This is a genomic window from Microbulbifer maximicatervae (SeqCode) (genome assembly GCF_052467505.1).
The window spans coordinates 4,416,074-4,436,933 of record NZ_CP174313.1 but is presented as its reverse complement, the minus strand read 5'-3'; the positions used below and the strand labels follow the sequence as shown (position 1 = coordinate 4,436,933).

Below are 20,860 nucleotides of genomic sequence, written 5' to 3'. Positions count from 1 at the left end.
GTAGCGGAATCCCTCGCAGTCTGTCGTGTTGCGAACTCAGACGTCGACCTCAAATGCAGGAAATATGGATAAGCTGCAAGCGCTAGAAAGCACCGTGGATTCACTCATTGCCCGCTGTCAACAATTGGCGGATGACAATCGTGAATTACGCCGGCAGGAAGCCGACTGGCTGCGTGAACGCCAGCGCCTGATAAAAAATAACGAGGCCGCCCGCTCGCGGGTAGAAGCTATGATTAACCGTCTTAAGGGGCTAACGCAAGATACCTGATGTCTGAAACCGCATCACCCTCCGAAACTGTAACTGTTTCTATTCTCGATAAAGAGTACCGTGTCGCCTGCGCGGAAAGCGAGCGCGCCGGACTACAGGCTTCGGCACACCTGCTACACGAACGCATGTCCCGCATCCGCGCAACAGGTACTGTCATCGGCTTAGAGCGTATCGCCGTAATGGCAGCGCTTAATATTGCCCACGAGCTTATCCAGGCGAAAGCTGAGCTCAGCTCCATTCCCCTGCAAGAGGAAATGTTGGAGCGACTTACTGATAAGGTGCAAAGTGCACTGGGCGAAATAGACTCGGAAGAAAAACTTCAGGAGTAAGGTGACAAGAAGCCACTTTCTGCTACCGGTCACTTCATTTAAATTTCTGGTTAACAGCCCCCCGCTCTACAAGTTATAATTGGTTCATACCCTGGGGTGTTGGCCAGCAGACTATGTCCTTGAGCCGATAATCTTACCCCGGTGGTTTCCAGCGGGTGCTGGTGAGCAAGTCCGCCTTGTAGCGGAAAGCCTTATGTACTCCGGATCCCACCACCTTGAACCTTACGGTTCAAGGCTCCGTCTACAGCCGCACACTCGGGGTACCCTATTTCTTCACGCTCTTCTCTTCCCACAATGACTGAAACCAAAACGCAACTGCGCCGCCGTATGCGCGCGGGGCGACGGGAACTCAGCGCCTATCAACAGCGTTTGCATGGCCGTGCAGCCATCACTCTCCTGAGCCGTATCCCACAAATGAATCGAGCAGTGCATGTCGGTATCTATTGGCCGACTGATGGCGAGCTGGATGTCCGCTACCTGCTGCAACGTTTTCCACAAAAACATTTTTATTTGCCACAGCTGCCGGCAGAACCACACCCCCACCTCCGGTTCAGGCGTTGGCAAGGCGAACCCCTGGCTTTTCGCAATCGCTATCGCATTCCGGAGCCTGTGCGCACAGCTCACCGCGCTCCCAAGCTCCTGGATCTTGTTTTGGTTCCTCTGGTCGCCTTCGATCCCAGCGGAGCGCGCTTGGGTATGGGGGCCGGTTTCTACGATCGGACTTTTGAGCGCAAACAGTTATTACCAGGCACTGGACCACAACTTATCGGCGCGGCGCACCATCTACAATGTGTGGATAACCTGCCCACAGACAATTGGGATATTCCACTGGATATGGTGGTTACAGAGCAAAGGATTTACCGCTGCCGCTAAAAAGTGGATAGTGGAGCACAAAAAAAGCCGGACACCTAAGTGTCCGGCTTTTTTTGTGTTTGCTCGTGGGCAGAGCGCCCCCCCGGCATCAGCCTAACGGGTAACCACTCCCTGTTGCAGAGCAGCCGGCGGTTCAGCTTCGGAAGAAAATACCTCAGATAAACCACTGGTACTCAACAGAACGCCCGCGACAAAGACAACCACAGCGATTGTCAGCGCATCGGCTTTCATTGGGACCATCCTGTACGATAATTTTGTTTTTATATGCGTTTCGCCCCGCTTATGACCAGAGCCACAGCAAAAGTTCCACGCGAATAGACAATACTCAAGAAGCGGCGTAATAGTAACCGTTTATTGGATATTTTATGAGTTTTTTGTCTCAAAATTAGACAAGCAAGTTCGACAAAACAGGATTTGCAGTCTATACACGTTTCGATAAATGAGACGTCTTTCTCAGGTATCGGGAAGCGATGGTTTAAGCGCCCAAAAATAACCGATAAGCCGGATTCTGTGTTTCATCCCAAAAACGAAATTGAAGCTGGTGTAATAGTGTCTGTAGTTCGTCCCTCGCTGCCGGCTCCACCTGCAATCCCACAAGGACACGCCCATAAGCTGCCCCGTGATTGCGGTAATGAAACAGCGTTATATTCCAACGCCCGGCGAGATGCTCGAGGAACTTGCGCAAGGCCCCCGGGCGCTCGGGAAATTCAAAGCGGTAAATAACTTCGTCGGGCAAGCCCGGCACTCTACCTCCCACTAAATGGCGAATATGCAGTTTCGCCATTTCGTTATCGGTAAGATCGGTAACCTGATAATCTTTGGACTCAAGCTGACTGACCAATTGGCTGCGGTCTTCCTCAGATACCACCTGCAGGCCCACAAAGATATGCGCTTCATTATCACTGGCAAAACGATAGTTAAACTCAGTGATTGAGCGGTCCCCTAAATCCCGGCAGAACTGCAGGTAACTGCCCGGTTGCTCAGCAATTTTTACCGCGAGGACCGCCTCGCGCTTTTCACCGATCTCAGTGCGCTCGCTAATGTAGCGCAGGCGATCAAAATTAATATTGGCTCCACTGCACACTGTGGCGAAGGTGCCATTGCGATTGTCGTTTTGCTCCAGATATTTCTTCAGCCCCGCCAAACCGACGGCTCCGGCCGGCTCAGCGATAGAGCGTGTATCCTCGAATATATCCTTAATGGCCGCACAGATTTCATCGGTACTAACAGTGATAACCCCATCCACGGTTTCGCGCAGAACCCGGAAGGTCTCCTCACCGATTTGTGCAACGGCAACACCATCGGCAAACAAGCCCACCTCCGCTAGCCGAGCGCGCTCGCCGGCTTTCAGCGCGGCCTCCAGACAGGCAGCATCCTGCGGCTCTACACCGTACACTTTGGTTTCCGGACGTACATATTTGATATAGGCGGCCATACCCGCAGCTAAACCACCCCCTCCGACCGGAATAAACACCGCGTCCAGGTTACCCGAGTGCTGTCGCAGTATCTCCATAGCCACGGTGCCCTGGCCGGCGATTACATCGGGGTCATCGTAGGGGTGGATAAATACCAACCCCCGCTCTTCAACCAGCTCTCGAGCCCTCGCCGCCGCTTCATCAAAAGTATCTCCATGTAGCACGACTTCGGCACCGCGCATGCGCACAGCACTCACCTTAATTTGCGGGGTGGTTTTGGGCATCACTATAGTGGCGCGCACTCCCATTTGGGCAGCGCTCAGGGCAAGCCCCTGGGCATGGTTACCCGCCGATGCAGCAATCACTCCCCGGGCCCGCTCCTCGGCGGGCAACTGCAGGAGCTTGTTGTATGCCCCTCGAATCTTGAAGGAAAACACCGGCTGCAGATCTTCGCGCTTCAACAGAATCCGGTTGTTAAAGCGATGGGAGAGTTGGCGCATTTGCTCCAATGGCGTCTCGGTAGCGACATCGTAAATACGTGCGTCTAAAATGCGCTTGATATAGGACTTGGGCATGACGTGTTTGACGGCCGTAGCGGTTAATTACTGTGCGCGACTCAGCGTAGACTAATAGCAGGGTTACAAAGGCCCTGTGTGAAGCGCAGCACCGGCATGACAGTCTAAGCCTTGAGAAGCATATTTGCCACAAAAAACAACCAGACGCGCTTTTTTTTATCGTCAGATACAAATTAAGGCGAAATAATTGCAAAGGAAACTATCCAGAGTATGACCCAGGATGAATTGAAACAGGCGACAGCTCGCGCCGCTATCGACTATATCGCCCCGCGCCTGGAGGACAATTCCATTGTCGGCGTAGGTACCGGTTCCACCGCTAACTTCTTTATCGATTACCTGGCGGAGATCAAAGGTACCTTTGACGGCACTGTGGCCAGTTCTGAAGCCTCCGCACAGCGACTCAAATCCCACGGCATTCCCGTTTATGAACTTAATGCCGTCGACGGCATCCAGTTCTATGTGGATGGTGCCGATGAAGTGAACCCGGCCCTTGAAATGATCAAAGGTGGTGGTGCTGCATTGACTAGAGAAAAAATCGTGGCGGCCTGCTCTGAAGAATTTATCTGCATTGCCGATGAGAGCAAGTGGGTAAAAGTCCTGGGAGAGTTTCCCCTACCGGTTGAAGTTATCCCCATGGCACGCTCGCTGGTTGCCCGGGAGCTGGTTAAACTGGGCGGTGATCCGGTTTATCGGCAAGGTGTGATCACAGATAATGGCAATGCCATTCTCGATGTATACAATCTGCGTATCGAACACCCCACTGTCCTTGAAGAAACCATCAATAACATTACCGGTGTGGTGACCAACGGTATCTTTGCCAAGCGCTCCGCCGATATTTTACTGCTTGGCACCAGTGCCGGAGTGAAGACCATTACCGTTTAAACATGTCGTAAATAGTTATGCACAAAAAAAATAAAAAATGCGGACTGCTGGTTTTGCTCAGTGCTGTTGCACTGAGCAGCGGCTGTGCAACCGCGCCTCCAAGTAATCTCAACAACGTCTGCTCTATTTTCCAGGAAAAAAAGAAGTGGTACGGCGAGGCAAAAGATGCGGAGGAAAAATGGGGCTCTCCAATTGCAGTGATGATGGCAATCATGCACCAGGAATCCCGTTTTGTGCATGATGCCAAGCCCCCGCGCACCAAGATCCTGGGCTTTATCCCCGGCCCGAGGCCGTCCGATGCCTACGGTTATCCCCAGGCTCTGGGGACCACTTGGCGCCACTACCAAAGGTCTTCCTTTAACTACGGTGCCGATCGGGATGATTTTGGCGACGCCATCGATTTTATCGGCTGGTATAACAACACCAGTGCACGCCAGTGCCAGATACGCGCCAATGACACCTACAGCCTTTACCTCGCCTACCACGAGGGGCACGGTGGTTTTAATCGGCGCACATTCCAGAATAAAGCCTGGCTAAAGAATGTATCCCACAAGGTATCTGCCAGGGCGCAAAAATATCAGCAACAACTCAATAGCTGCGAACAGTCGCTGAAAAAACGCAAGAAATTTCTCTGGATTTTCTAGCTGATCACAGCGACCGTTAGTCGCAAGGCCCACCTCGGTTTAAATCCGGTGCAGTTTTCCTGCATTATGAGCGGCGGCAGTCGCTCACTAAATTTTATGACCTCACAACCACTCCAGGAAAAATTCTCCTTGCTGGCGGAAAAAGGCGCTACAAGGCGCCAGAAACTGACTACGCTGAAGACTAATAGCTACCCGCTTTAGACTTGGTACAGGTCACTAAAGCTCCGCCACAAGCATAAATTTACAGCCCCAACGTGACGCTGGGTGCTCCCTCTGAGAAGCAAAAGCGTCCTTATACTTTTTGGAGTGCCCGATGAAGCTCTTTTTGAAATACCTGGCTGTATTGGCAATATCACTCAGCGTGCCGATGACCTTCGCACAACCTGCTACCAGCCAAACAACCGCCCCCAAAGCTTCGTTTAGCGAACCGCAGCTCAAGCAATTTGCCAACGCCTATCGCTCTATCGTGATGCTGAGTCGAGAATACGCTCCCAAACTGAAAGCGGCTGCCGATATCAAGGAAGCGGAAGCGATCAACAAAGAAGCACAGGGAAAAATGATCGCCGCAATTGAAAAAGCCGGCCTTTCCAAAACCAAATACCAGGAAATTGCCAACAGCATTAAATCGAATCCCGCCCTACTGGAGAAAGTGAATAAAATTCTTCAGCAAAGCCACGCGCCACAGCAGTAATCCAACTTTGTGAGTGGCGCTCTGATCAGCTCATTGCGTCACTCAAATCCAGCTTTACATCTAACACCTGGCAAATAATCGGCAAATTGGTTTTTACCCAATTCTTGTCAAAAGACCCCCAATCACGCAGCAGGTAGTAGCCGTCATTGTGGCGCACGCCTTCCTGAATGAACTCTACAACTGTTCCATGCCCCGGCAATCCTTTCGCAATAATGTCCTGCACCGTACGGCGAGGCCATCCAGTTGCCTCCTCCAAAGTAGGATTATTGGGACGCGGAATATGCTCGATCAGGTAAGCAATCAACATTCGCCGGCAGATGGTCGGGTTTAACAGACTTGCAACAGACGTCGGTGACATTTGACCAGTCCTTCACTAACGGAATTTTTCCTATTGTTGACGAATATGACTTACAGGTCGAGGAAATAGTGATTCACTATCGCTATCAAACTTTAAAAGAACTGTCAGTCCACAGAGGATCAAGCATAGAAAATTGTTGAGAGCAAAACTGGGATTTTCAGTCGTTAACGCAAAAAATACACATTAAAAGACAGAAATAGACAACTTTTATTCCATAAGCCCATCAAGTTCGAAACTGTCACCACTAATAAAAGCACAGGCAGTTGCATATAAATTAAGCAGAAGCCTGACTTTCTCTCTCTGTTTGCGCATAATCCATACCGTAATACAGCAGCAGACAGAAAATAATTGTGAGGCTGAAAGAGTGGACAATGAAAACCCCAAACTCCGCGAAGCGGGGCTAGGTATTCCCGCCGCTGCGGTAAAGGCCCATCTGGTTGGCGCACAAGCGACCGGACTGGACTGCCAACAACTACTCATCGATAGCGGAATCGCCCCCTCCCAGCTAGATGATCCCGATAGCCGCGTTGGCCGGGAGCAGATGGCCAACTTGTTACGCCTTGAGTGGGATTTTCTGAACGATGAGTCAGGAGGATTCCTGGCGCGCCCTTGGCTGCCGGGCACTTTTGCCATGATGGGGCACGCTTGTATCACCTGCCCCAACCTGCGCCGAGCCCTGCTTCGCTCCAGCCGCTTTATCAGCATGGTGAGTGACGACTTGCACATCAAGCTGGTCGAAGATGGTGAAGAAGCTCGACTGATCATTCACCACACCAATGAAAAAAAATTGCCCAACCAAATTTTCGTCGAATCTATCGCGGTAATCTGGTTGCGCTTTTTTAGCTGGCTGATCGACCGTACCATTTTATTAGAGCGCGTTCTTCTGGCGTTTCCCCCGCCCGACTACAACGAAGACTACAGCGATATGTTCCCTTGCAGGCACTACTTTAACCAAGGTGAAACCTGCCTGGTATTTAACACTCGCTATTTGCAAATGCCCCTGGTACGCGATGAGCAACAGCTGGCAGACTTCCTGTCCCGCGCCCCCGAGTGCCTGTTGACCCAATACAAATCCGACCACAGTTTCACCGGTCGTATTCGCCGTATGCTGCAACAGCAAAACAGTATCGAAAATCTGTCACTGGATGATGTCGCCGCACGTTTATACACATCTCCACAGACGCTGCGCCGCCGCCTCAAAGAGGAGGGCAACAGCTGGCAGGATATTAAAGACTCTGTTCGGCGGGATATGGCGGTTTACCAGTTAAAACAACAGGAAACTGCTGTAGCTGAAATTGCCGAGCGCCTGGGCTTTTCCGAACCCAGCGCTTTTAATCGCGCATTTAAAAAGTGGACAGGGCTAGCTCCCGGAGCTTACAGGGATAAATTCCGTAGTTAAGGCGACACTAAAAATCCCGGTCAAAAGACCGGGATTTTTTATAAATGAAATCTACCTTGGAAAATATCCTTTAAAGGGATTCCCGTATCCCGGCTACTCCTGAGAATTTGTCACTACCCGGATACTAACTCGCTCAACATTAAGGGCTTTTTGGTCCCTCTTCTCTGACATATCTTCCGCTACAGGCTTAGTTGAGCCCATTCCTGTTGCAGTGATACGGTTTGCCGCTATCCCCTTCTTCAGTAGAAGTTCTTTCACTACATCCGCACGTTCTTGGGACATTTCCTGCTCTGCAATTTCATTACCCTCACCTTTTACATGCCCTTCAATCGCAATGGTTAGGTTGGGGTTGTCTTGCATGATTTTTGCCAGAGCATCGATATCCTCAGCTGCAGGGTTAGTGATTTTTGCGGTTCCCTTTTCAAAGTTCACCCGCATGGGGAATTCCCGGTCGGGATTGTCTGAAAAACTCTTGAGATAATCACGTAAATTACTGGAAAAGTTATCGGGGCCCAGTTGCGCTTCCTCTTCCGCTTTTTCAAGGGGGGAATCCCCTACCGGCTGTGAAGCGGACTCCATAAAGCTCGCTTCCTGGGAGGTCATGGAAGGATTACTTTCTGAATTTTCCTTTTTTCCTTTCAACATACACATATTCAATGCGTAGAGAACCACAAGTACCAACAGCAAAGGAAAAAACCAGCTACTGAAACTAACCGGTTTACGTTTTTCTTCGGGCCCTTGAATTGCTGTAGCCCGAGGTTCCTGGGGTTTGGCGTGGCCATGGGTAACCAGAGCATCTCCCAACCTCCCAAAATCTGGAACGTCGATTGCTTGAAGAAGGTTATCCGGTATATACCCCTGTAAATGCTCCCGCTGCCCAATCAGGAATGAAGCCAAGTCGGAAACATCCATTTTTTGAGCTTTGGCCTGGTTTTGCATCAACGAAGTAACTATCGGTGCGGATACACTCAATAGATCTCCGCCCTCGTTCCCCAAATTATTCGCTGCAACTTCCAGGACCTCTTTTTTACGACTGCTGAAAATTTTTTCCAGCATTTTCTCACCGATGTCTGTAATTGACTTCAACTTTTCTGGTGAGGAAATAGCGGTGGCGAATTTAGACAAATCCAGCGCTTCACTTTCAGAAATTAAATTAAATAAATAACCCATTCCTGTTTTACTACTGGCCCTGTTCAACATACCAGCCAGTATGTAAGCAACGCCTGAGCAGAGTGCAGCTTCACCTTGCCCTGCCGGCAAATTCAAAGCCTTTGTCAGCGCATCAATACCCCCGGAGCCCAATTGGCCGGTAGCCATATCCAAAACATTATCCGCCATAGCCAAACCTCGCTCACCACCTCAGGGACCGTCAAAGTACATTTATTTGTCCGGGGTCACCCGTGTGTTACCCATTCAAATTTTTCTCAGATGCCCTGAATCACCCATTACCCTGCCTGACATGGAATTCCTCCAGCCGCAAAGATAATTTAAGTGCCAATTTACCGTGCCAAAATTTCAATAGATTTAGGCGCCTTACTTGAGTGTACGGCAGTACCTCCACATGGTTAGGTTAATTTGGAATAAATAAAAAGATATTTGACTAGGAATTTTTCGGTAGTACCTGGAAGCTGAGTCATCTTCCGTGGCAATTTTTATCATTGAACCCAAGCTGCACCGCACTATGGTAATAAGCGAAACCATAAAATAAAAAGAGGCTAAAACCGTGCCAACCGAAGCCTACATCTACGATGCTATCCGCACCCCGCGGGGCAGAGGCAAATCCAGCGGTGCCCTTCACGAAGTCAAACCTATCACCCTGCTTTCAGATCTCCTGAAAGAATTACAGACCCGCAATAGATTCGACACTGCCAAAGTGGACGACATCGTTATGGGCTGTGTTACACCGATCGGAGATCAGGGTGCCGATATCGCAAAAGTTGCAGCTTTAGCTGCCAATTGGGACTGGGATATCGGTGGCGTAACTCTAAATCGCTTCTGTGCCTCCGGTGCCGAAGCGGTCAATCTCGCCGCTACCAAAGTTCGCTCCGGGTGGGAGCATCTGGTAGTGGCCGGAGGCGTAGAGTCCATGTCGCGGGTGCCCATGGGCAGCGACGGCGGCGCCTGGGCAATGGACCCACGCACAGCAATAGATACTGGATTTGCACCCCAGGGCATTGGCGCGGACTTGATCGCTACACTCGGAGGATTTTCCCGCGAGGATGTGGATAACTTTGCGCTGGACTCTCAGCACAAAGCGGCAGCCGCCTGGAAACGCGGTGCTTTCGAAAAATCTGTGATTCCCGTACGTGACCAAAATGGCCTGACCATTCTCGATCACGACCAGCTGGTGCGCCCAGATGCGTCCATAGAGGCCCTGGCACAACTCAAGCCATCCTTTGCCGGGATGGGTGACCTGTGCTTCGACAGCATTGCCATATCCCGTTACCCACAGGTCGAATCAATCAACCATGTTCACACTGCGGGAAATTCCTCAGGAATCGTCGATGGCGCAGCCGCCCTACTGATCGGCAGTGAACAGGCCGGGCGAGATCTGGGGCTCAGCCCCCGCGCCCGTATTGTCTCCGCTGCGGTAGTGGGTACCGAACCCACTATCATGCTCACAGGCCCCGCGCCCGCCACTCGCAAAGCCCTGAAGGCCGCAGGCCTGACGGTGCAGGATATTGACCTCTTTGAGGTGAATGAAGCCTTCGCGGCAGTGGTGATGCGTTTCCAACACGAGTTGGACGTGGACCCACAAAAACTCAACGTTAACGGCGGCTCAATCGCTATGGGCCACCCCCTCGGCGCGACTGGTGCAATGCTGATCGGCACAGTACTGGATGAGCTGGAACAACGGCAACTTCGCTACGGCCTGGTCACACTATGTGTGGGTGGCGGTATGGGTGTAGCAACCATTATCGAAAGAGTTTAGGGGGCAGACTATGAAATCCATTCGCCTGGAAAAAGACGATCACAATATTGTCCACCTGATCATGGACAACCCCAATGCCTCAGCCAATGTGATGGACCGGGATTTTACCGAGTCACTGAGCGCAGCGGTTGAGCAACTCAAGCAGCAAGAATTTTCTGGAATTATTGTTCGCTCCACAAAAAATACCTTTTTTGCCGGAGGCGACCTCAAATCTTTATTTGCGGCAAAAATTGAAGAAGCTAAACCTTTCTTCGAATCCTGCGAATCAATGAAAGCCAACCTGCGCTGGCTGGAAACCCAGGGTAAACCCGTCGTTGCTGCAATTAATGGCACAGCTTTGGGCGGTGGCTGGGAAATTGCCCTCAGCTGCCATCAGCGTATTGTTATCGATAGCACCGCAATAAAACTGGGATTGCCTGAAGTCACATTAGGCTTACTACCTGGTGGTGGCGGCTGTGTACGTATGCCCCGCCTTTTAGGCATCCAGGAGTCTCTACCCTACCTACTGGAAGGAAAACAGGTGAGGCCGCAACAGGCTCTCAAAGCCGGTCTGGTACATCAGCTCGTTACCAGTGAAAGTGAATTACTAGAGAAGGCTGTCTCTTATATTCGAGAGAATAGTGAGCAACCTGTTGCTCAGCCCTGGGATCAACCGGATTACCGGATGCCGGGAGGGGACGCAAAGAATCCTAAAAATGCGCAGTTACTGATGATCGCCCCAGCAATGCTGGAGAAAAAAACCAAGGGATGTCTGCCGGCCCCAGAGTCGATAATGGCAACCGTCGTCGAAGGGTCCCGGGTCGACTTCGAAACTGCTACGCGAATTGAATCCCGACATTTTGTAGGCCTCGCTTGCGGGCAGGTTGCCAAAAACATGATCGGTACTTTCTGGTTTGCACTCAATGAGGTCAAAGCCGGAGCATCACTGCCCGCCGCCGCCCGCGATCATAAAACGTCGCCCATGCAAAAAATTGGCATACTCGGCGCCGGCATGATGGGCTCAGCCATTGCCTACGCCTGTGCCAGTAAAGGTGTTGATGTCGTATTAAAAGATGTATCCATGGAAGGTGCCTTAGCCGGCAAACAATATGCAGAGAAATCCCTGCAAAAACGCTTACAGCGGGGTCGCATTACCGAGGACAAGGTCAATCAGATCCTCTCCCGTATCACGCCCACAGACAGCAATACCGACCTGGCTGATTGTGAGTTGGTGATAGAAGCAGTTTTCGAAGACCGGGAACTCAAGTGTAAAGTTACCCAGGAAGCCGAAGCACAGCTGCCGAAAAATGCAGTATTTGCCTCCAACACTTCGACACTGCCGATCACTGGGCTCGCTCAAGCTTCCGACCGTCCCCAGCAATTTATCGGTCTACATTTCTTCTCCCCTGCCGACAAGATGCCACTGGTGGAAATTATCTGTGGGGAGCAAACCAGTGATGAGACTCTCGCCCAAGCCTTCGCCTTTGTATTGCAGATTGGCAAGACTCCTATCGTTGTTAACGACAGCCGTGGCTTCTTCACCTCAAGGGTATTCGGCTGCTTTACCAATGAAGGTATCGGCATGCTCAGCGAAGGGGTTAATCCCGCCACCATTGAAAATGCCGCAGCCCTAGCTGGCTTCCCAGTCGGCCCTCTAGCTGTTAGTGACGAGGTCTCCTTAACGCTGATGAGCCGGATACGCCAGCAGACCATCAATGACCTGCAAAAAGAGGGTAAACCCGCCCCCACGCATCCCGCCGACGGAGTGATCGACCGAATGCTTGAAGTGGGTCGCGCTGGTAAGGCGGCAGGTGGCGGCTTCTATACTTACCCTGAGGGCGGGAAAAAGCACTTATGGAGTGGCCTTGAGAAGGAGTTTCCCGCCAAAGAGGCACTGCCGATAGAAGATGTGAAGGAACGGCTGCTGTTTATTATGGCTCTGGAGACACTTCGCTGTTATCAAGAGGATGTGCTACGCAGCGTACGCGATGCCAATATTGGCTCTATCTTCGGTATCGGCTTCCCACCCTGGACCGGTGGTGCATTGCAATACATCAGCCAGTTTGGCCTGAAAGCGTTTACCCAACGCGCCCAGCAACTGGCTGATGCCTATGGGGATCGATTTGCCCCGCCAGCAATTTTGCTGGATCTGGCAGAGTCAGGAAAAGCTCTGGCAGACAACCCTTAACCCAGGGGTTTGAGCGATGTAAACAGGCTTTTAAAATCTCGCTGTTTACATCGCCAATCAAAACACTGGTTCAATTTTTCAGTAATAAAATGCGGTGGTGTAAGGATGGTACCAAGAACTGTTTACAACGAAGATCACGAACAGTTTCGAGAAACTTTACGTAAATTTTTAGAAAATGAAGCTGTACCCTACCACCATCAGTGGGAAAAAGATGGTCAGGTAGATCGTAAACTGTGGAATAAAGCTGGAGAAATGGGCTTTCTGTGTCCGCAAGTTGACGAAAAGTATGGTGGCTTGGGGCTGGACTATGGCTACAACTCCATTATTGATGAAGAGGTAGCCCGAGCGGGACTTTCCGGTATTGGCTGGGGCCTGCACTCTAATATTGCAGTGCCCTACATTATTAATTACGGTACGGAAGAACAGAAGAAAAAGTACCTACCCAAATGCATTAGTGGTGAGATGATCACCGCTATCGCCATGTCCGAACCTGGTGCCGGATCGGATCTCCAAGGCGTGAGAACCACAGCTGTGCGCAAAGGGGATCACTATCTGCTCAATGGTTCCAAGATTTTTATTACCAATGGACAGCAAGCAGACCTGGTTATTGTCGTGGCCAAAACCGACCCTCACGAGGGGGCCTCTGGAGTCAGTTTGCTGCTTGTGGAAGCAGATAGCCCTGGATTCAAGAGAGGCAGTAACCTAGAAAAAATAGGCATGAAGGCCCAGGATACTTCAGAGCTGTTCTTTGATGATGTCAAAGTCCCTGCGGAAAACCTTCTCGGTGGAGAGGGACAGGGATTTATTTATTTAATGCAGGAATTGCCTCAAGAGCGTTTAAGTGTGGCAATTTATGCAATAGCTAATGCAGAAGCAGCCCTGCAATGGACGATTGATTACGTACGGGATCGCAAGGCTTTCGGCAAACCCATCTCTGCCTTCCAAAATACACAATTCAAGCTGGCTGAGCTGGATAGTGAGTTAACCGCTCTTCGGGTATTTATCGATCGCTGCTTGGAGCTTCACTATAAAAAGGAACTCGACGTTGCAACTGCAGCGAAAGCCAAGTTATTGAGTACAGATTTCCAATGCAAACTTTTGGATGAATGTGTTCAGTTACATGGCGGCTATGGCTATATGTGGGAATACCCCATCGCCCGGTCTTGGGCCGATGCTCGTGTAGCACGTATTTATGCCGGAACCAATGAAATTATGAAATTAATTATTTCCCGAGACCTCCTGCGCGATGACTAAATTAAAGTGCTAGATTGAAATTTCTGTTCTCAATTAAAATAATGAAATAAAAAGTGAAACAGCAAACGAAGAATCACTGCGCCCCTCTTGAGGGGCTAAAAGTACTCGACTTTTCTACCCTACTTCCCGGTCCCTATGCCACTATGTTATTGGCAGACTTGGGCGCAGAAGTACTAAGAATCGAGTCTCCCACACGGCCAGACTTACTACGGGGCTTTCCCCCTTTAGTCGATGACACGGCTTCCCTATCCGCCGCCCACGCAACCATTAACCGCAACAAACGCTCCCTGGCGATCGATCTAAAAAATCCAAAGGCGCAAGCGGTGATTCACCGACTGCTTCAGCAATACGATATTGTGATCGAGCAATTCCGCCCCGGAGTGATGGATAGGCTGGGCCTTGGCCACCAAAGCTTAAGCCAACAGCGCGCAGACATTATTTACTGCTCGATTACCGGATATGGCCAAACTGGACCATTAAAGCAACGTGCTGGGCACGATATCAATTATCTCGCACTATCTGGCCTGGCCAGCTATTCCGGCAACCGTGACCATGGCCCCTGCCTGAGCGGCACACAGATAGCAGACATCGCCGGCGGTTCACACCATGCGGTTATGTCGATACTGGCTGCGGTATATCATCGCCAGAGAACCGGTGAAGGCAGTTATATCGATATCAGTATGACGGACTGTAGTTTCGCGTTAAACGCAATTAGTGGGGCCAATGCACTGGCTTTAAATACCGATCCCAAGCTGGAATCCGAACTGCTAAACGGTGGAAGTTATTATGATTACTATCGCACGGCAGATAACCGCTATCTTTCTGTGGGAAGTTTAGAGCTACAATTTGCCGAGCAATTTTTTACAAAAATAGGTCGAAAGGAGTGGCTGACTCGCATTGTCCAAGACGGGCAACAAGAAACACTTAAGAAAGATATTGCAGCAATTATCGCCACAAAAAGCCAAAAGGAATGGATTGATATATTTCAGGATATTGATGCGTGCATTGAACCCGTACTTAATTTTACAGAAGCTGCTGATAGCGATCTTATCCAATCCAGAGAGATGATCTGTTCTGTGAATGGAGACATTAAACAGATCAACACACCCTTTAGATTTAACGGCCAAAAGCCCCACTTATTTAACCGAGGGGCAGCTCTGGGAGAGCACAATCACGCTGTGCTGGGTGAGCTCGGCTTTAGCGCTGAAGAAATTGAAGAGCTTTGCGAAGTTCAGGGTGTCACTCATTAATCACCTTGAACAGGGTTGCTAGAGCAGTGATAGCTGCCTCTAGCTGCCACCCCCGCCACAGCCCCCACCACAACTGCTTCCAGAATCTGAAGAGGAGCCGCCACCCCAAATTCCAGAGAAGGCACTGCCGGAAGTTCCGCCTTGACAGCTCGCGGCACAACCAATATGACTGGCACAGTGATCCGCAGCGGGACTATTTCTCGATCGACAGTTTAGCGAATAATGAAATCCATCTTTAATCCCCAACTTTTTATCAATTGAGAAAATCAGAGGTAACGATTTTGGCTTGGAAGGACTTATACCACTACGAACACAAGCAATTCGCCACACTCTCTTAATCCCCTCACTAGCTGTATCCTTATCTGGCATAACTTCATTGGGTGTGTGGTGCAGAAAGTGTCCAAAAGATTTATTACAAAAATTGCGATACATCTGTGTGCTTAATATAAATTCATGCCAAGCGACATCAATCACTTGAGATGGCATAGCGACCATTTGTCTACCAGCCGTTTGGCAGATAATAAAATATTCCCTTAACCCATCGAGTACCATACCCAGCTGCTTGTTGCTGAGATGAGGGTATTTGTTCTTCACTCTTTGTTTGAGAGACGGATGGAATTGATAGTCTCTTAAAAATCGTTCCCGTTGTGATTTTCGGTAAAAGAAAAAAAGCATAGCACTTACGATCAATAGACAAATTGCTATAAAACCTTCAGATACCATAGTAACCCCCGCTTATAATCACTTATTACTCTAAATCAAATCGTAAAAATGCATCATCTCAATGTAATATCAATAATACTCTTATACCACTCTATTTTAAGAGTTGAGAGTACCAAGTGAGCGCTTTTAGGTTGGGGCTTGAAGTATTTTTGAATCTTTATTAAGCTAACACTTAACAACTTTTCTTTTTGGAGCTATCTACGCCAATGAATTAAGCCTTGCACACACTGGAGATAAACCGGTTTCTTAAGAGGCCATCAATTCCCGTGCAAGTGGCGTACTCCATTCTCTACAACTTTCTCTCAAGATCATGGTATTGCGCCACCCATTCCGACTACCGGAGGGTGACATGCAGAGTATTTGTTCTATAAAAAATCTTTACTTAAACGTCCCTAAGAAATCTCTATTTAAAGGGATCCATCTTGACTTCCCTCCGGGATTTACTGGCTTAGTGGGAAATAATGGCAGTGGAAAATCGACTTTTTTAGGGGCTTTGATTGGGAAACTAAAGCCTGAACAGGGAAGTATTACTTGGTATACGGACTACCTTAAAGTGGATCAAGTGAGCAGCAATTCCAACAAGAGAATTGTAGATATATTCGACCCTACGGGCCTCTATGACTGTTTTTCACGTATTGAATCTGGCAATCAGAGTGAGGAAGATCTGATACGTGTCTCAGATTCATGGGAGCTACCTACAATTTGGCAACAGCATTTATACAGCGCCGGAATAAATCTCACGTTAGACACCCCTATCGGCAATCTTAGCGGCGGTGAAAGAGTCCGACTGGCTCTAATCAATGCTTTCTCTTATAAAAACTACTATCTGCTACTGGATGAGCCGAGTAATCACCTAGATTCAGACGGTAGAAAATGGTTACAGCAGAAAATTAAAAACCATTCTGCCGGAATCCTAATGGTCAGTCATGATCGAAGTTTACTCCAACTAGCTGACACGATAGTGGAACTAGATTCAGGAAAACTACGCACATATGGCGGTAACTATTCACACTATCAGAAAGAAAAAGAGATACAGAGACAGTCTGTAGAAAAGAAAATTGAAAGTACCAAAAAGAATATAAAAAGCCTAAACAAACTAAAGCAAAACTCTGCTGAAAAAACTACAACTAGAAAAAACCAGGGTAAGAAATTAAAAGGCTCCCAATGTAAATCGCTACTAGATGCGAAAAAAGATCGTGCAGGGCAAAGTTTAGGCAAGCTGACTAGAAACCTGGATCGTCAGCACCATAAGTTAAAGCTAGATTTAGAAAGTTGCCAAAAGGACTATAAGAGTCATAAGCTCCCAAATATGCAACTTAGCAAAACAGGGCTAACGGGTGGTATTCGTCTGCATGTTGAGGATCTCAAACTGCCCTACGGAATTCAGAGTGATCCCATATCACTTACCATGCACAGTGGCGATCGCTGGCATATTTGTGGCGCCAATGGTAGCGGAAAGACAACGCTACTAAAGATCATTGCTGGTCGAGTTAAACCTCGCAGCGGTTTGTGTAAAACTTTTGGCAGCTGTTTTTATCTGGATCAGAACCTAAGTCAACTAAATGGAAATCTATCTGCCTTGGAAACTTTATCCCGCCTACACCCTGATAAAGATACCAACTTCTGGCGCACAGCCCTGGCCACAATGAATATTCGAGGTGATTCTGCACTTCGCTCTACCAATACTTTAAGTGGAGGGGAGCGACTAAAGGTTGCTTTACTTGCCGCTACTCGTGGCACTGAGGCACCAGACCTGCTACTACTGGACGAACCGGACAATCACTTGGATCTGGAGTCGCGTATAGCGCTGGAAACTGCGCTGGTAGAATACCCCGGAACATTTTTATTGATCTCCCATGACTCTACTTTTGTAGAAAATGTGGGAGTGAATAGAAGGATCTATCTATAGGCATATTAAGACCTAGTATGACCTAAATAAAGGAAGTGAGATGTGAAAACGCTGCGCTTGCTATTAGGGGATCAATTGAACCAAAAACACTCCTGGTTTAGAGGTAACCAGGAAGATAAGATCTACTTTATGGCTGAAATGCGCCAAGAGACCGATTACGTTGTTCACCACATCCAAAAAATCGTTGCCTTTTTTGAAGCTATGCAGATTTTCTCAGAGTGGCTTAAAAATAGGGGCTGTAATGTCATCTACTATCGAATAGACAATAAAAACAACAAACAAAACCTTACAAAAAATATCGAAGATATTATTAGAAAACACAAAATTGAAAAATTTGAGTACCAACTTCCCGATGAGTACCGACTAGATCAGCAACTATTAAAACTAGAAAAGAGACTACCAATAGAATTTCAAGCCTACGACACTGAGCACTTTTTAACCACTCGAGAAGAGCTGGCAGATTTCTTCCAAGGGAAAAAATCGCTACTTATGGAGAGCTTCTACCACTATATGCGGAAGAAGTATGACATTCTGATGAACAATGGAAAACCTGAAGGGGGAAAGTGGAATTTCGACCAAAGCAATAGAAAGAAATGGAATGGAAAGCTGGGCAAACCCAAGCAGGAAAAAATAACAAGTAATGTCACTTCAACTTTATCCCGTATAAAAAAGTCTGGAGTTAAGAGTATTGGAGAGATTGATCCAGAGAATTTTATATGGCCAACCAGCAGGGAGGAATCTATAAAACTACTTCGTCATTTTTGTAAACATCTACTTGCTCATTTTGGCGATTTTCAGGACGCAATGGATCCAGATGAAGCCTTTCTTTATCACAGCCGAATTAGCTTCTCCCTAAATAGTAAACTCATATCTCCAAAAGAGGTTATCGATACAGCGATAAAATCTTGGGAAGATGGCAAAATTTCAATAGGACTTAACCAAATTGAAGGTTTTGTACGCCAAATATTGGGCTGGCGAGAATATATGCGCGGTGTCTACTGGATGTCTATGCCCAGTTATGAGCTTCAGAATAAGTTGAAGAATAAAAATAATTTGCCAGATTTTTTCTGGGATGCCAAAACGTCCATGAACTGCCTTCACAACACCATCAGGAATAGTTTGGAAAATGCCTATGCTCACCATATCCAAAGGCTTATGATTACCGGTAATTTTGCGCTATTAACACAAACTGACCCTGACCAGGTGGAAAGTTGGTATCTCGGTATTTACATAGATGCTATTCAGTGGGTTGAAATGCCTAATACCCGGGGAATGAGCCAGTTCGCCGATGGTGGATTGGTTGCAACAAAGCCCTATATTAGTAGTGGCTCCTATATCAACAAAATGAGTAACTATTGCAGCGACTGTATTTATGACGTCAAACAACGAACTGGAGAGAAGGCCTGCCCATTTAACAGTCTCTACTGGAATTTCTTAATTGAAAAAAGAAAAATGCTAGAGGGCAATCATAGAATGACAATGATGTTCAGCCTTTTGGATAAGCTTGAGAAGAGTGAAGTGACAGCAATAAAAAAAAGGGCAAAGCAATTTATGACAAAGAAATCGTAATCTCTATATAGATCTTAAAATCCTTTATCGAAGGCTTCCTTAATCATTACTAAACTAAGCCAATACTCGCCTCAATAGACTCTGGTCATGAAGACTGCAATCATTACCCTCGATTTTATCAACGATATTTGTCATCCAAAGGGACAAATATCAGCAGCGGCCCCAAGAGTCTATAAGAATAGAGTTATTGAGAACACCAATAAACTCCTTACGTGGGGAAGAGCACGACGTCATCTTATTTGCCATATCAGGGTCGCTTTTTCCACAGACTACAGGGAATCTTCCTCTAACTCTCCCCTCTTCAGCTATATCAAAGATATAGGCGCCCTCCGTCAGAAAAGCTGGGGCACTGCTTTTGTTGATGATCTCAATATCACTGATAGCGATATATCTATTTATAAGAGGCGTGTCAGTGGCTTCTATGGGACCGAACTCCCAGTACTTATTGCTAGCCACAATATAGAAAGGATTGTTCTCTGTGGGGTATCAACACAGAATACAGTCGAACTGACGGCCAGGGAAGCTCACGATAGAGACTTTTCAGTACTCATTGCCTCAGATGCCTGTGAGTCTGACACGGAAAACAATAAACAGAATAGCCTGAATTTCCTCACGAAGATAGCCAGTGTAAAAACAGTCGATGAGATTATTGCTAGTGAGGGTGCTGGTAAACCATGAGTACCCGCATTTCCAATAGAGAATTTGCCCTCAGTGTCATTACCGCAATTCTGGCGGCCAGCTGTATGTCGCTAACCGGGCTATTTGGTAAAGAACTAACTACCTTTAGCTCCTTATCGTTGGTGGTCTTTATTCGTTTCTTTGCCCCATTTTTAATCCTAACCTGGATTTGCCTCGTTGTTTTCGATGAAAACCCTGTGACTCATCGAATAGACAGGATTGATGGTGCAAGGGCGTTATTCACTTGTCTCGCTCAGTATTGCTTGTTTTATTATTTGTCCAAAGGCTCTCTACTTGTCGCCGCCCTTCTATTTTCAACGTCAGGTTTATTTCTCCCTTTTATTACCCGGTTTGCCAAAAAGGATCCGATAAAAAAGAAGACATTAGCGGCCTGTTTAGTCAGCTTTATCGGCGTTGCTTTTATATTGAAGCCAACTGCTGGCTTTGATAGCTATATGATAGTGGGCCTGCTATCGGGCTTCTTTGGAGCTTGTTCACAGTTTGTAATGCACCACTCTTCAAAGAAGCAAAATACAATATCTTCAACCACCAAGATGTTCGGCCTATCCAGCCTCTATATGCTTGCCATTTTATTGATTGAAGGAAATCTTGGGGAGCTTGCGAAAGTCGCGGTATCTCTATCGGACTCGGTAAGTTTTGTGATTGTGATTATTGCTTTTAGCCTGGCGACAATCAGCAATCAATCCTTACGCACTAAAGCCTATCGTCGGGTAAACAGACCTGCCAGCTTATCTCCCTATTTATATACAAGCCTGATTTTCTCCGGCATATTGGATTGGTTGGTCTATAACACACTCCCAACCTGGAATACTTATGCCGGCAGCTTACTGATAGTAATAGGAGGTATTATTCAGGCAATCAGAACTCAACCCCAGATTAAGGCATCGCATTCTTAGCAAGGATAAGGGAGGGCTAGGAATAGC

Annotated in this window: 19 protein-coding genes, 1 other RNA gene and 1 pseudogene; 16 read left to right on the top strand and 5 right to left on the bottom strand. The window is 48.0% G+C overall.

Annotated features, from left to right (window positions below):
• The first annotated feature begins 64 nt into the window (after window positions 1-64).
• From ACJJIN_RS19585 to ACJJIN_RS19570, 4 genes are all read left to right on the top strand, one after another.
• A complete protein-coding gene (locus ACJJIN_RS19585; RefSeq protein WP_108734784.1) occupies window positions 65-268 on the top strand; it encodes a TIGR02449 family protein in 204 nt (67 codons plus the stop codon).
• Window positions 268-597, top strand: a complete 330-nt coding sequence (locus ACJJIN_RS19580; protein ID WP_413663605.1) for a cell division protein ZapA — start codon at window positions 268-270, stop codon at window positions 595-597. The genes ACJJIN_RS19585 and ACJJIN_RS19580 overlap by 1 nt, the downstream gene beginning before the upstream one ends.
• A gap of 85 nt (window positions 598-682) precedes the next feature.
• A non-coding RNA gene (gene ssrS / locus ACJJIN_RS19575) (6S RNA) lies at window positions 683-863 on the top strand.
• Between the two features lie 28 nt (window positions 864-891).
• A complete protein-coding gene (locus ACJJIN_RS19570) occupies window positions 892-1,470 on the top strand; it encodes a 5-formyltetrahydrofolate cyclo-ligase (RefSeq protein ID WP_413663606.1) in 579 nt (192 codons plus the stop codon).
• 93 nt (window positions 1,471-1,563) lie between these two features.
• Here the strand turns inward: ACJJIN_RS19570 and ACJJIN_RS19565 are convergent, their stop codons facing one another.
• Window positions 1,564-1,701 carry a hypothetical protein gene (locus tag ACJJIN_RS19565; protein WP_192879435.1) on the bottom strand — a complete coding sequence of 46 codons (138 nt, stop codon included), beginning with the start codon at window positions 1,699-1,701 and terminating at the stop codon, window positions 1,564-1,566.
• A gap of 244 nt (window positions 1,702-1,945) precedes the next feature.
• A pseudogene (ilvA, locus tag ACJJIN_RS19560) lies at window positions 1,946-3,463 on the bottom strand (threonine ammonia-lyase, biosynthetic); the annotation flags it as partial.
• Between the two features lie 207 nt (window positions 3,464-3,670).
• On the opposite strand from ilvA, the gene rpiA reads away from it, so the two are divergent.
• The 3 genes from rpiA to ACJJIN_RS19545 all read left to right on the top strand — a co-directional run bounded on the left by rpiA (window position 3,671) and on the right by ACJJIN_RS19545 (window position 5,677).
• Complete coding sequence (gene rpiA / locus ACJJIN_RS19555) at window positions 3,671-4,342, top strand: ribose-5-phosphate isomerase RpiA (RefSeq protein ID WP_444892233.1); 672 nt, start codon at window positions 3,671-3,673, stop codon at window positions 4,340-4,342.
• A 17-nt stretch (window positions 4,343-4,359) separates the two neighbouring features.
• A complete protein-coding gene (locus tag ACJJIN_RS19550; protein WP_444895852.1) occupies window positions 4,360-4,986 on the top strand; it encodes a transglycosylase SLT domain-containing protein in 627 nt (208 codons plus the stop codon).
• Between the two features lie 313 nt (window positions 4,987-5,299).
• The gene (locus ACJJIN_RS19545) at window positions 5,300-5,677 is read left to right on the top strand and encodes a DUF4168 domain-containing protein (protein WP_282930932.1); all 378 of its coding nucleotides are present in this window, start codon (window positions 5,300-5,302) and stop codon (window positions 5,675-5,677) included.
• A gap of 25 nt (window positions 5,678-5,702) precedes the next feature.
• Here the strand turns inward: ACJJIN_RS19545 and ACJJIN_RS19540 are convergent, their stop codons facing one another.
• A complete protein-coding gene (locus tag ACJJIN_RS19540) occupies window positions 5,703-6,035 on the bottom strand; it encodes a helix-turn-helix domain-containing protein (protein ID WP_413663608.1) in 333 nt (110 codons plus the stop codon).
• A 364-nt stretch (window positions 6,036-6,399) separates the two neighbouring features.
• Between ACJJIN_RS19540 and ACJJIN_RS19535 the strand changes: the two genes are divergently transcribed.
• Window positions 6,400-7,434, top strand: coding sequence for an AraC family transcriptional regulator (locus ACJJIN_RS19535; protein ID WP_444895851.1), 1,035 nt, complete (start codon window positions 6,400-6,402; stop codon window positions 7,432-7,434).
• A gap of 93 nt (window positions 7,435-7,527) precedes the next feature.
• Here ACJJIN_RS19535 and ACJJIN_RS19530 read toward each other — a convergent pair whose 3' ends face one another.
• Window positions 7,528-8,772 (bottom strand): OmpA family protein, encoded by a 1,245-nt coding sequence (locus ACJJIN_RS19530; protein WP_444895850.1) that lies wholly within the window; start codon window positions 8,770-8,772, stop codon window positions 7,528-7,530.
• 385 nt (window positions 8,773-9,157) lie between these two features.
• On the opposite strand from ACJJIN_RS19530, the gene ACJJIN_RS19525 reads away from it, so the two are divergent.
• From ACJJIN_RS19525 to ACJJIN_RS19510, 4 genes are all read left to right on the top strand, one after another.
• Window positions 9,158-10,366, top strand: coding sequence for an acetyl-CoA C-acetyltransferase (locus ACJJIN_RS19525; RefSeq protein WP_413663610.1), 1,209 nt, complete (start codon window positions 9,158-9,160; stop codon window positions 10,364-10,366).
• Window positions 10,367-10,376: 10 nt separating this feature from the next.
• Window positions 10,377-12,533 (top strand): 3-hydroxyacyl-CoA dehydrogenase NAD-binding domain-containing protein, encoded by a 2,157-nt coding sequence (locus tag ACJJIN_RS19520; protein WP_444895849.1) that lies wholly within the window; start codon window positions 10,377-10,379, stop codon window positions 12,531-12,533.
• A gap of 105 nt (window positions 12,534-12,638) precedes the next feature.
• The gene (locus ACJJIN_RS19515) at window positions 12,639-13,787 is read left to right on the top strand and encodes an acyl-CoA dehydrogenase family protein (protein WP_413663612.1); all 1,149 of its coding nucleotides are present in this window, start codon (window positions 12,639-12,641) and stop codon (window positions 13,785-13,787) included.
• 53 nt (window positions 13,788-13,840) lie between these two features.
• The gene (locus tag ACJJIN_RS19510) at window positions 13,841-15,037 is read left to right on the top strand and encodes a CaiB/BaiF CoA transferase family protein (RefSeq protein WP_444895848.1); all 1,197 of its coding nucleotides are present in this window, start codon (window positions 13,841-13,843) and stop codon (window positions 15,035-15,037) included.
• 39 nt (window positions 15,038-15,076) lie between these two features.
• Here the strand turns inward: ACJJIN_RS19510 and ACJJIN_RS19505 are convergent, their stop codons facing one another.
• Window positions 15,077-15,712, bottom strand: coding sequence for a glycine-rich domain-containing protein (locus ACJJIN_RS19505; RefSeq protein WP_507019905.1), 636 nt, complete (start codon window positions 15,710-15,712; stop codon window positions 15,077-15,079).
• A gap of 358 nt (window positions 15,713-16,070) precedes the next feature.
• On the opposite strand from ACJJIN_RS19505, the gene ACJJIN_RS19500 reads away from it, so the two are divergent.
• From ACJJIN_RS19500 to ACJJIN_RS19485, 4 genes are all read left to right on the top strand, one after another.
• On the top strand, window positions 16,071-17,669 hold the full coding sequence (locus ACJJIN_RS19500) for an ABC-F family ATP-binding cassette domain-containing protein (protein WP_444895846.1): 1,599 nt from the start codon (window positions 16,071-16,073) through the stop codon (window positions 17,667-17,669).
• 42 nt (window positions 17,670-17,711) lie between these two features.
• Window positions 17,712-19,238 carry a cryptochrome/photolyase family protein gene (locus ACJJIN_RS19495; protein WP_444895845.1) on the top strand — a complete coding sequence of 509 codons (1,527 nt, stop codon included), beginning with the start codon at window positions 17,712-17,714 and terminating at the stop codon, window positions 19,236-19,238.
• Between the two features lie 87 nt (window positions 19,239-19,325).
• Window positions 19,326-19,916, top strand: a complete 591-nt coding sequence (locus tag ACJJIN_RS19490; RefSeq protein WP_444895844.1) for a cysteine hydrolase family protein — start codon at window positions 19,326-19,328, stop codon at window positions 19,914-19,916.
• A complete protein-coding gene (locus tag ACJJIN_RS19485; RefSeq protein WP_444895843.1) occupies window positions 19,913-20,833 on the top strand; it encodes a DMT family transporter in 921 nt (306 codons plus the stop codon). Before ACJJIN_RS19490 ends, ACJJIN_RS19485 begins: the two co-directional genes overlap by 4 nt.
• The last annotated feature ends 27 nt before the right edge of the window (window positions 20,834-20,860 follow it).

Bases quoted from the DNA above. Each gene is read 5' to 3' on its own strand.
- ACJJIN_RS19585 (WP_108734784.1), top strand. From the start codon at position 65: ATGGATAAGCTGCAAGCGCTAGAAAGCACCGTGGATTCACTCATTGCC.
- ACJJIN_RS19500 (WP_444895846.1), top strand. From the start codon at position 16,071: ATGGTATTGCGCCACCCATTCCGACTACCGGAGGGTGACATGCAGAGT.
- rpiA (WP_444892233.1), top strand. From the start codon at position 3,671: ATGACCCAGGATGAATTGAAACAGGCGACAGCTCGCGCCGCTATCGAC.
- ACJJIN_RS19570 (WP_413663606.1), top strand. From the start codon at position 892: ATGACTGAAACCAAAACGCAACTGCGCCGCCGTATGCGCGCGGGGCGA.
- ACJJIN_RS19550 (WP_444895852.1), top strand. From the start codon at position 4,360: ATGCACAAAAAAAATAAAAAATGCGGACTGCTGGTTTTGCTCAGTGCT.
- ACJJIN_RS19520 (WP_444895849.1), top strand. From the start codon at position 10,377: ATGAAATCCATTCGCCTGGAAAAAGACGATCACAATATTGTCCACCTG.
- ACJJIN_RS19515 (WP_413663612.1), top strand. From the start codon at position 12,639: ATGGTACCAAGAACTGTTTACAACGAAGATCACGAACAGTTTCGAGAA.
- ACJJIN_RS19490 (WP_444895844.1), top strand. From the start codon at position 19,326: ATGAAGACTGCAATCATTACCCTCGATTTTATCAACGATATTTGTCAT.
- ACJJIN_RS19530 (WP_444895850.1), bottom strand. From the start codon at position 8,772: ATGGCGGATAATGTTTTGGATATGGCTACCGGCCAATTGGGCTCCGGG.
- ACJJIN_RS19545 (WP_282930932.1), top strand. From the start codon at position 5,300: ATGAAGCTCTTTTTGAAATACCTGGCTGTATTGGCAATATCACTCAGC.
- ACJJIN_RS19580 (WP_413663605.1), top strand. From the start codon at position 268: ATGTCTGAAACCGCATCACCCTCCGAAACTGTAACTGTTTCTATTCTC.
- ACJJIN_RS19540 (WP_413663608.1), bottom strand. From the start codon at position 6,035: ATGTCACCGACGTCTGTTGCAAGTCTGTTAAACCCGACCATCTGCCGG.
- ACJJIN_RS19485 (WP_444895843.1), top strand. From the start codon at position 19,913: ATGAGTACCCGCATTTCCAATAGAGAATTTGCCCTCAGTGTCATTACC.
- ACJJIN_RS19565 (WP_192879435.1), bottom strand. From the start codon at position 1,701: ATGAAAGCCGATGCGCTGACAATCGCTGTGGTTGTCTTTGTCGCGGGC.
- ACJJIN_RS19505 (WP_507019905.1), bottom strand. From the start codon at position 15,712: ATGCTTTTTTTCTTTTACCGAAAATCACAACGGGAACGATTTTTAAGA.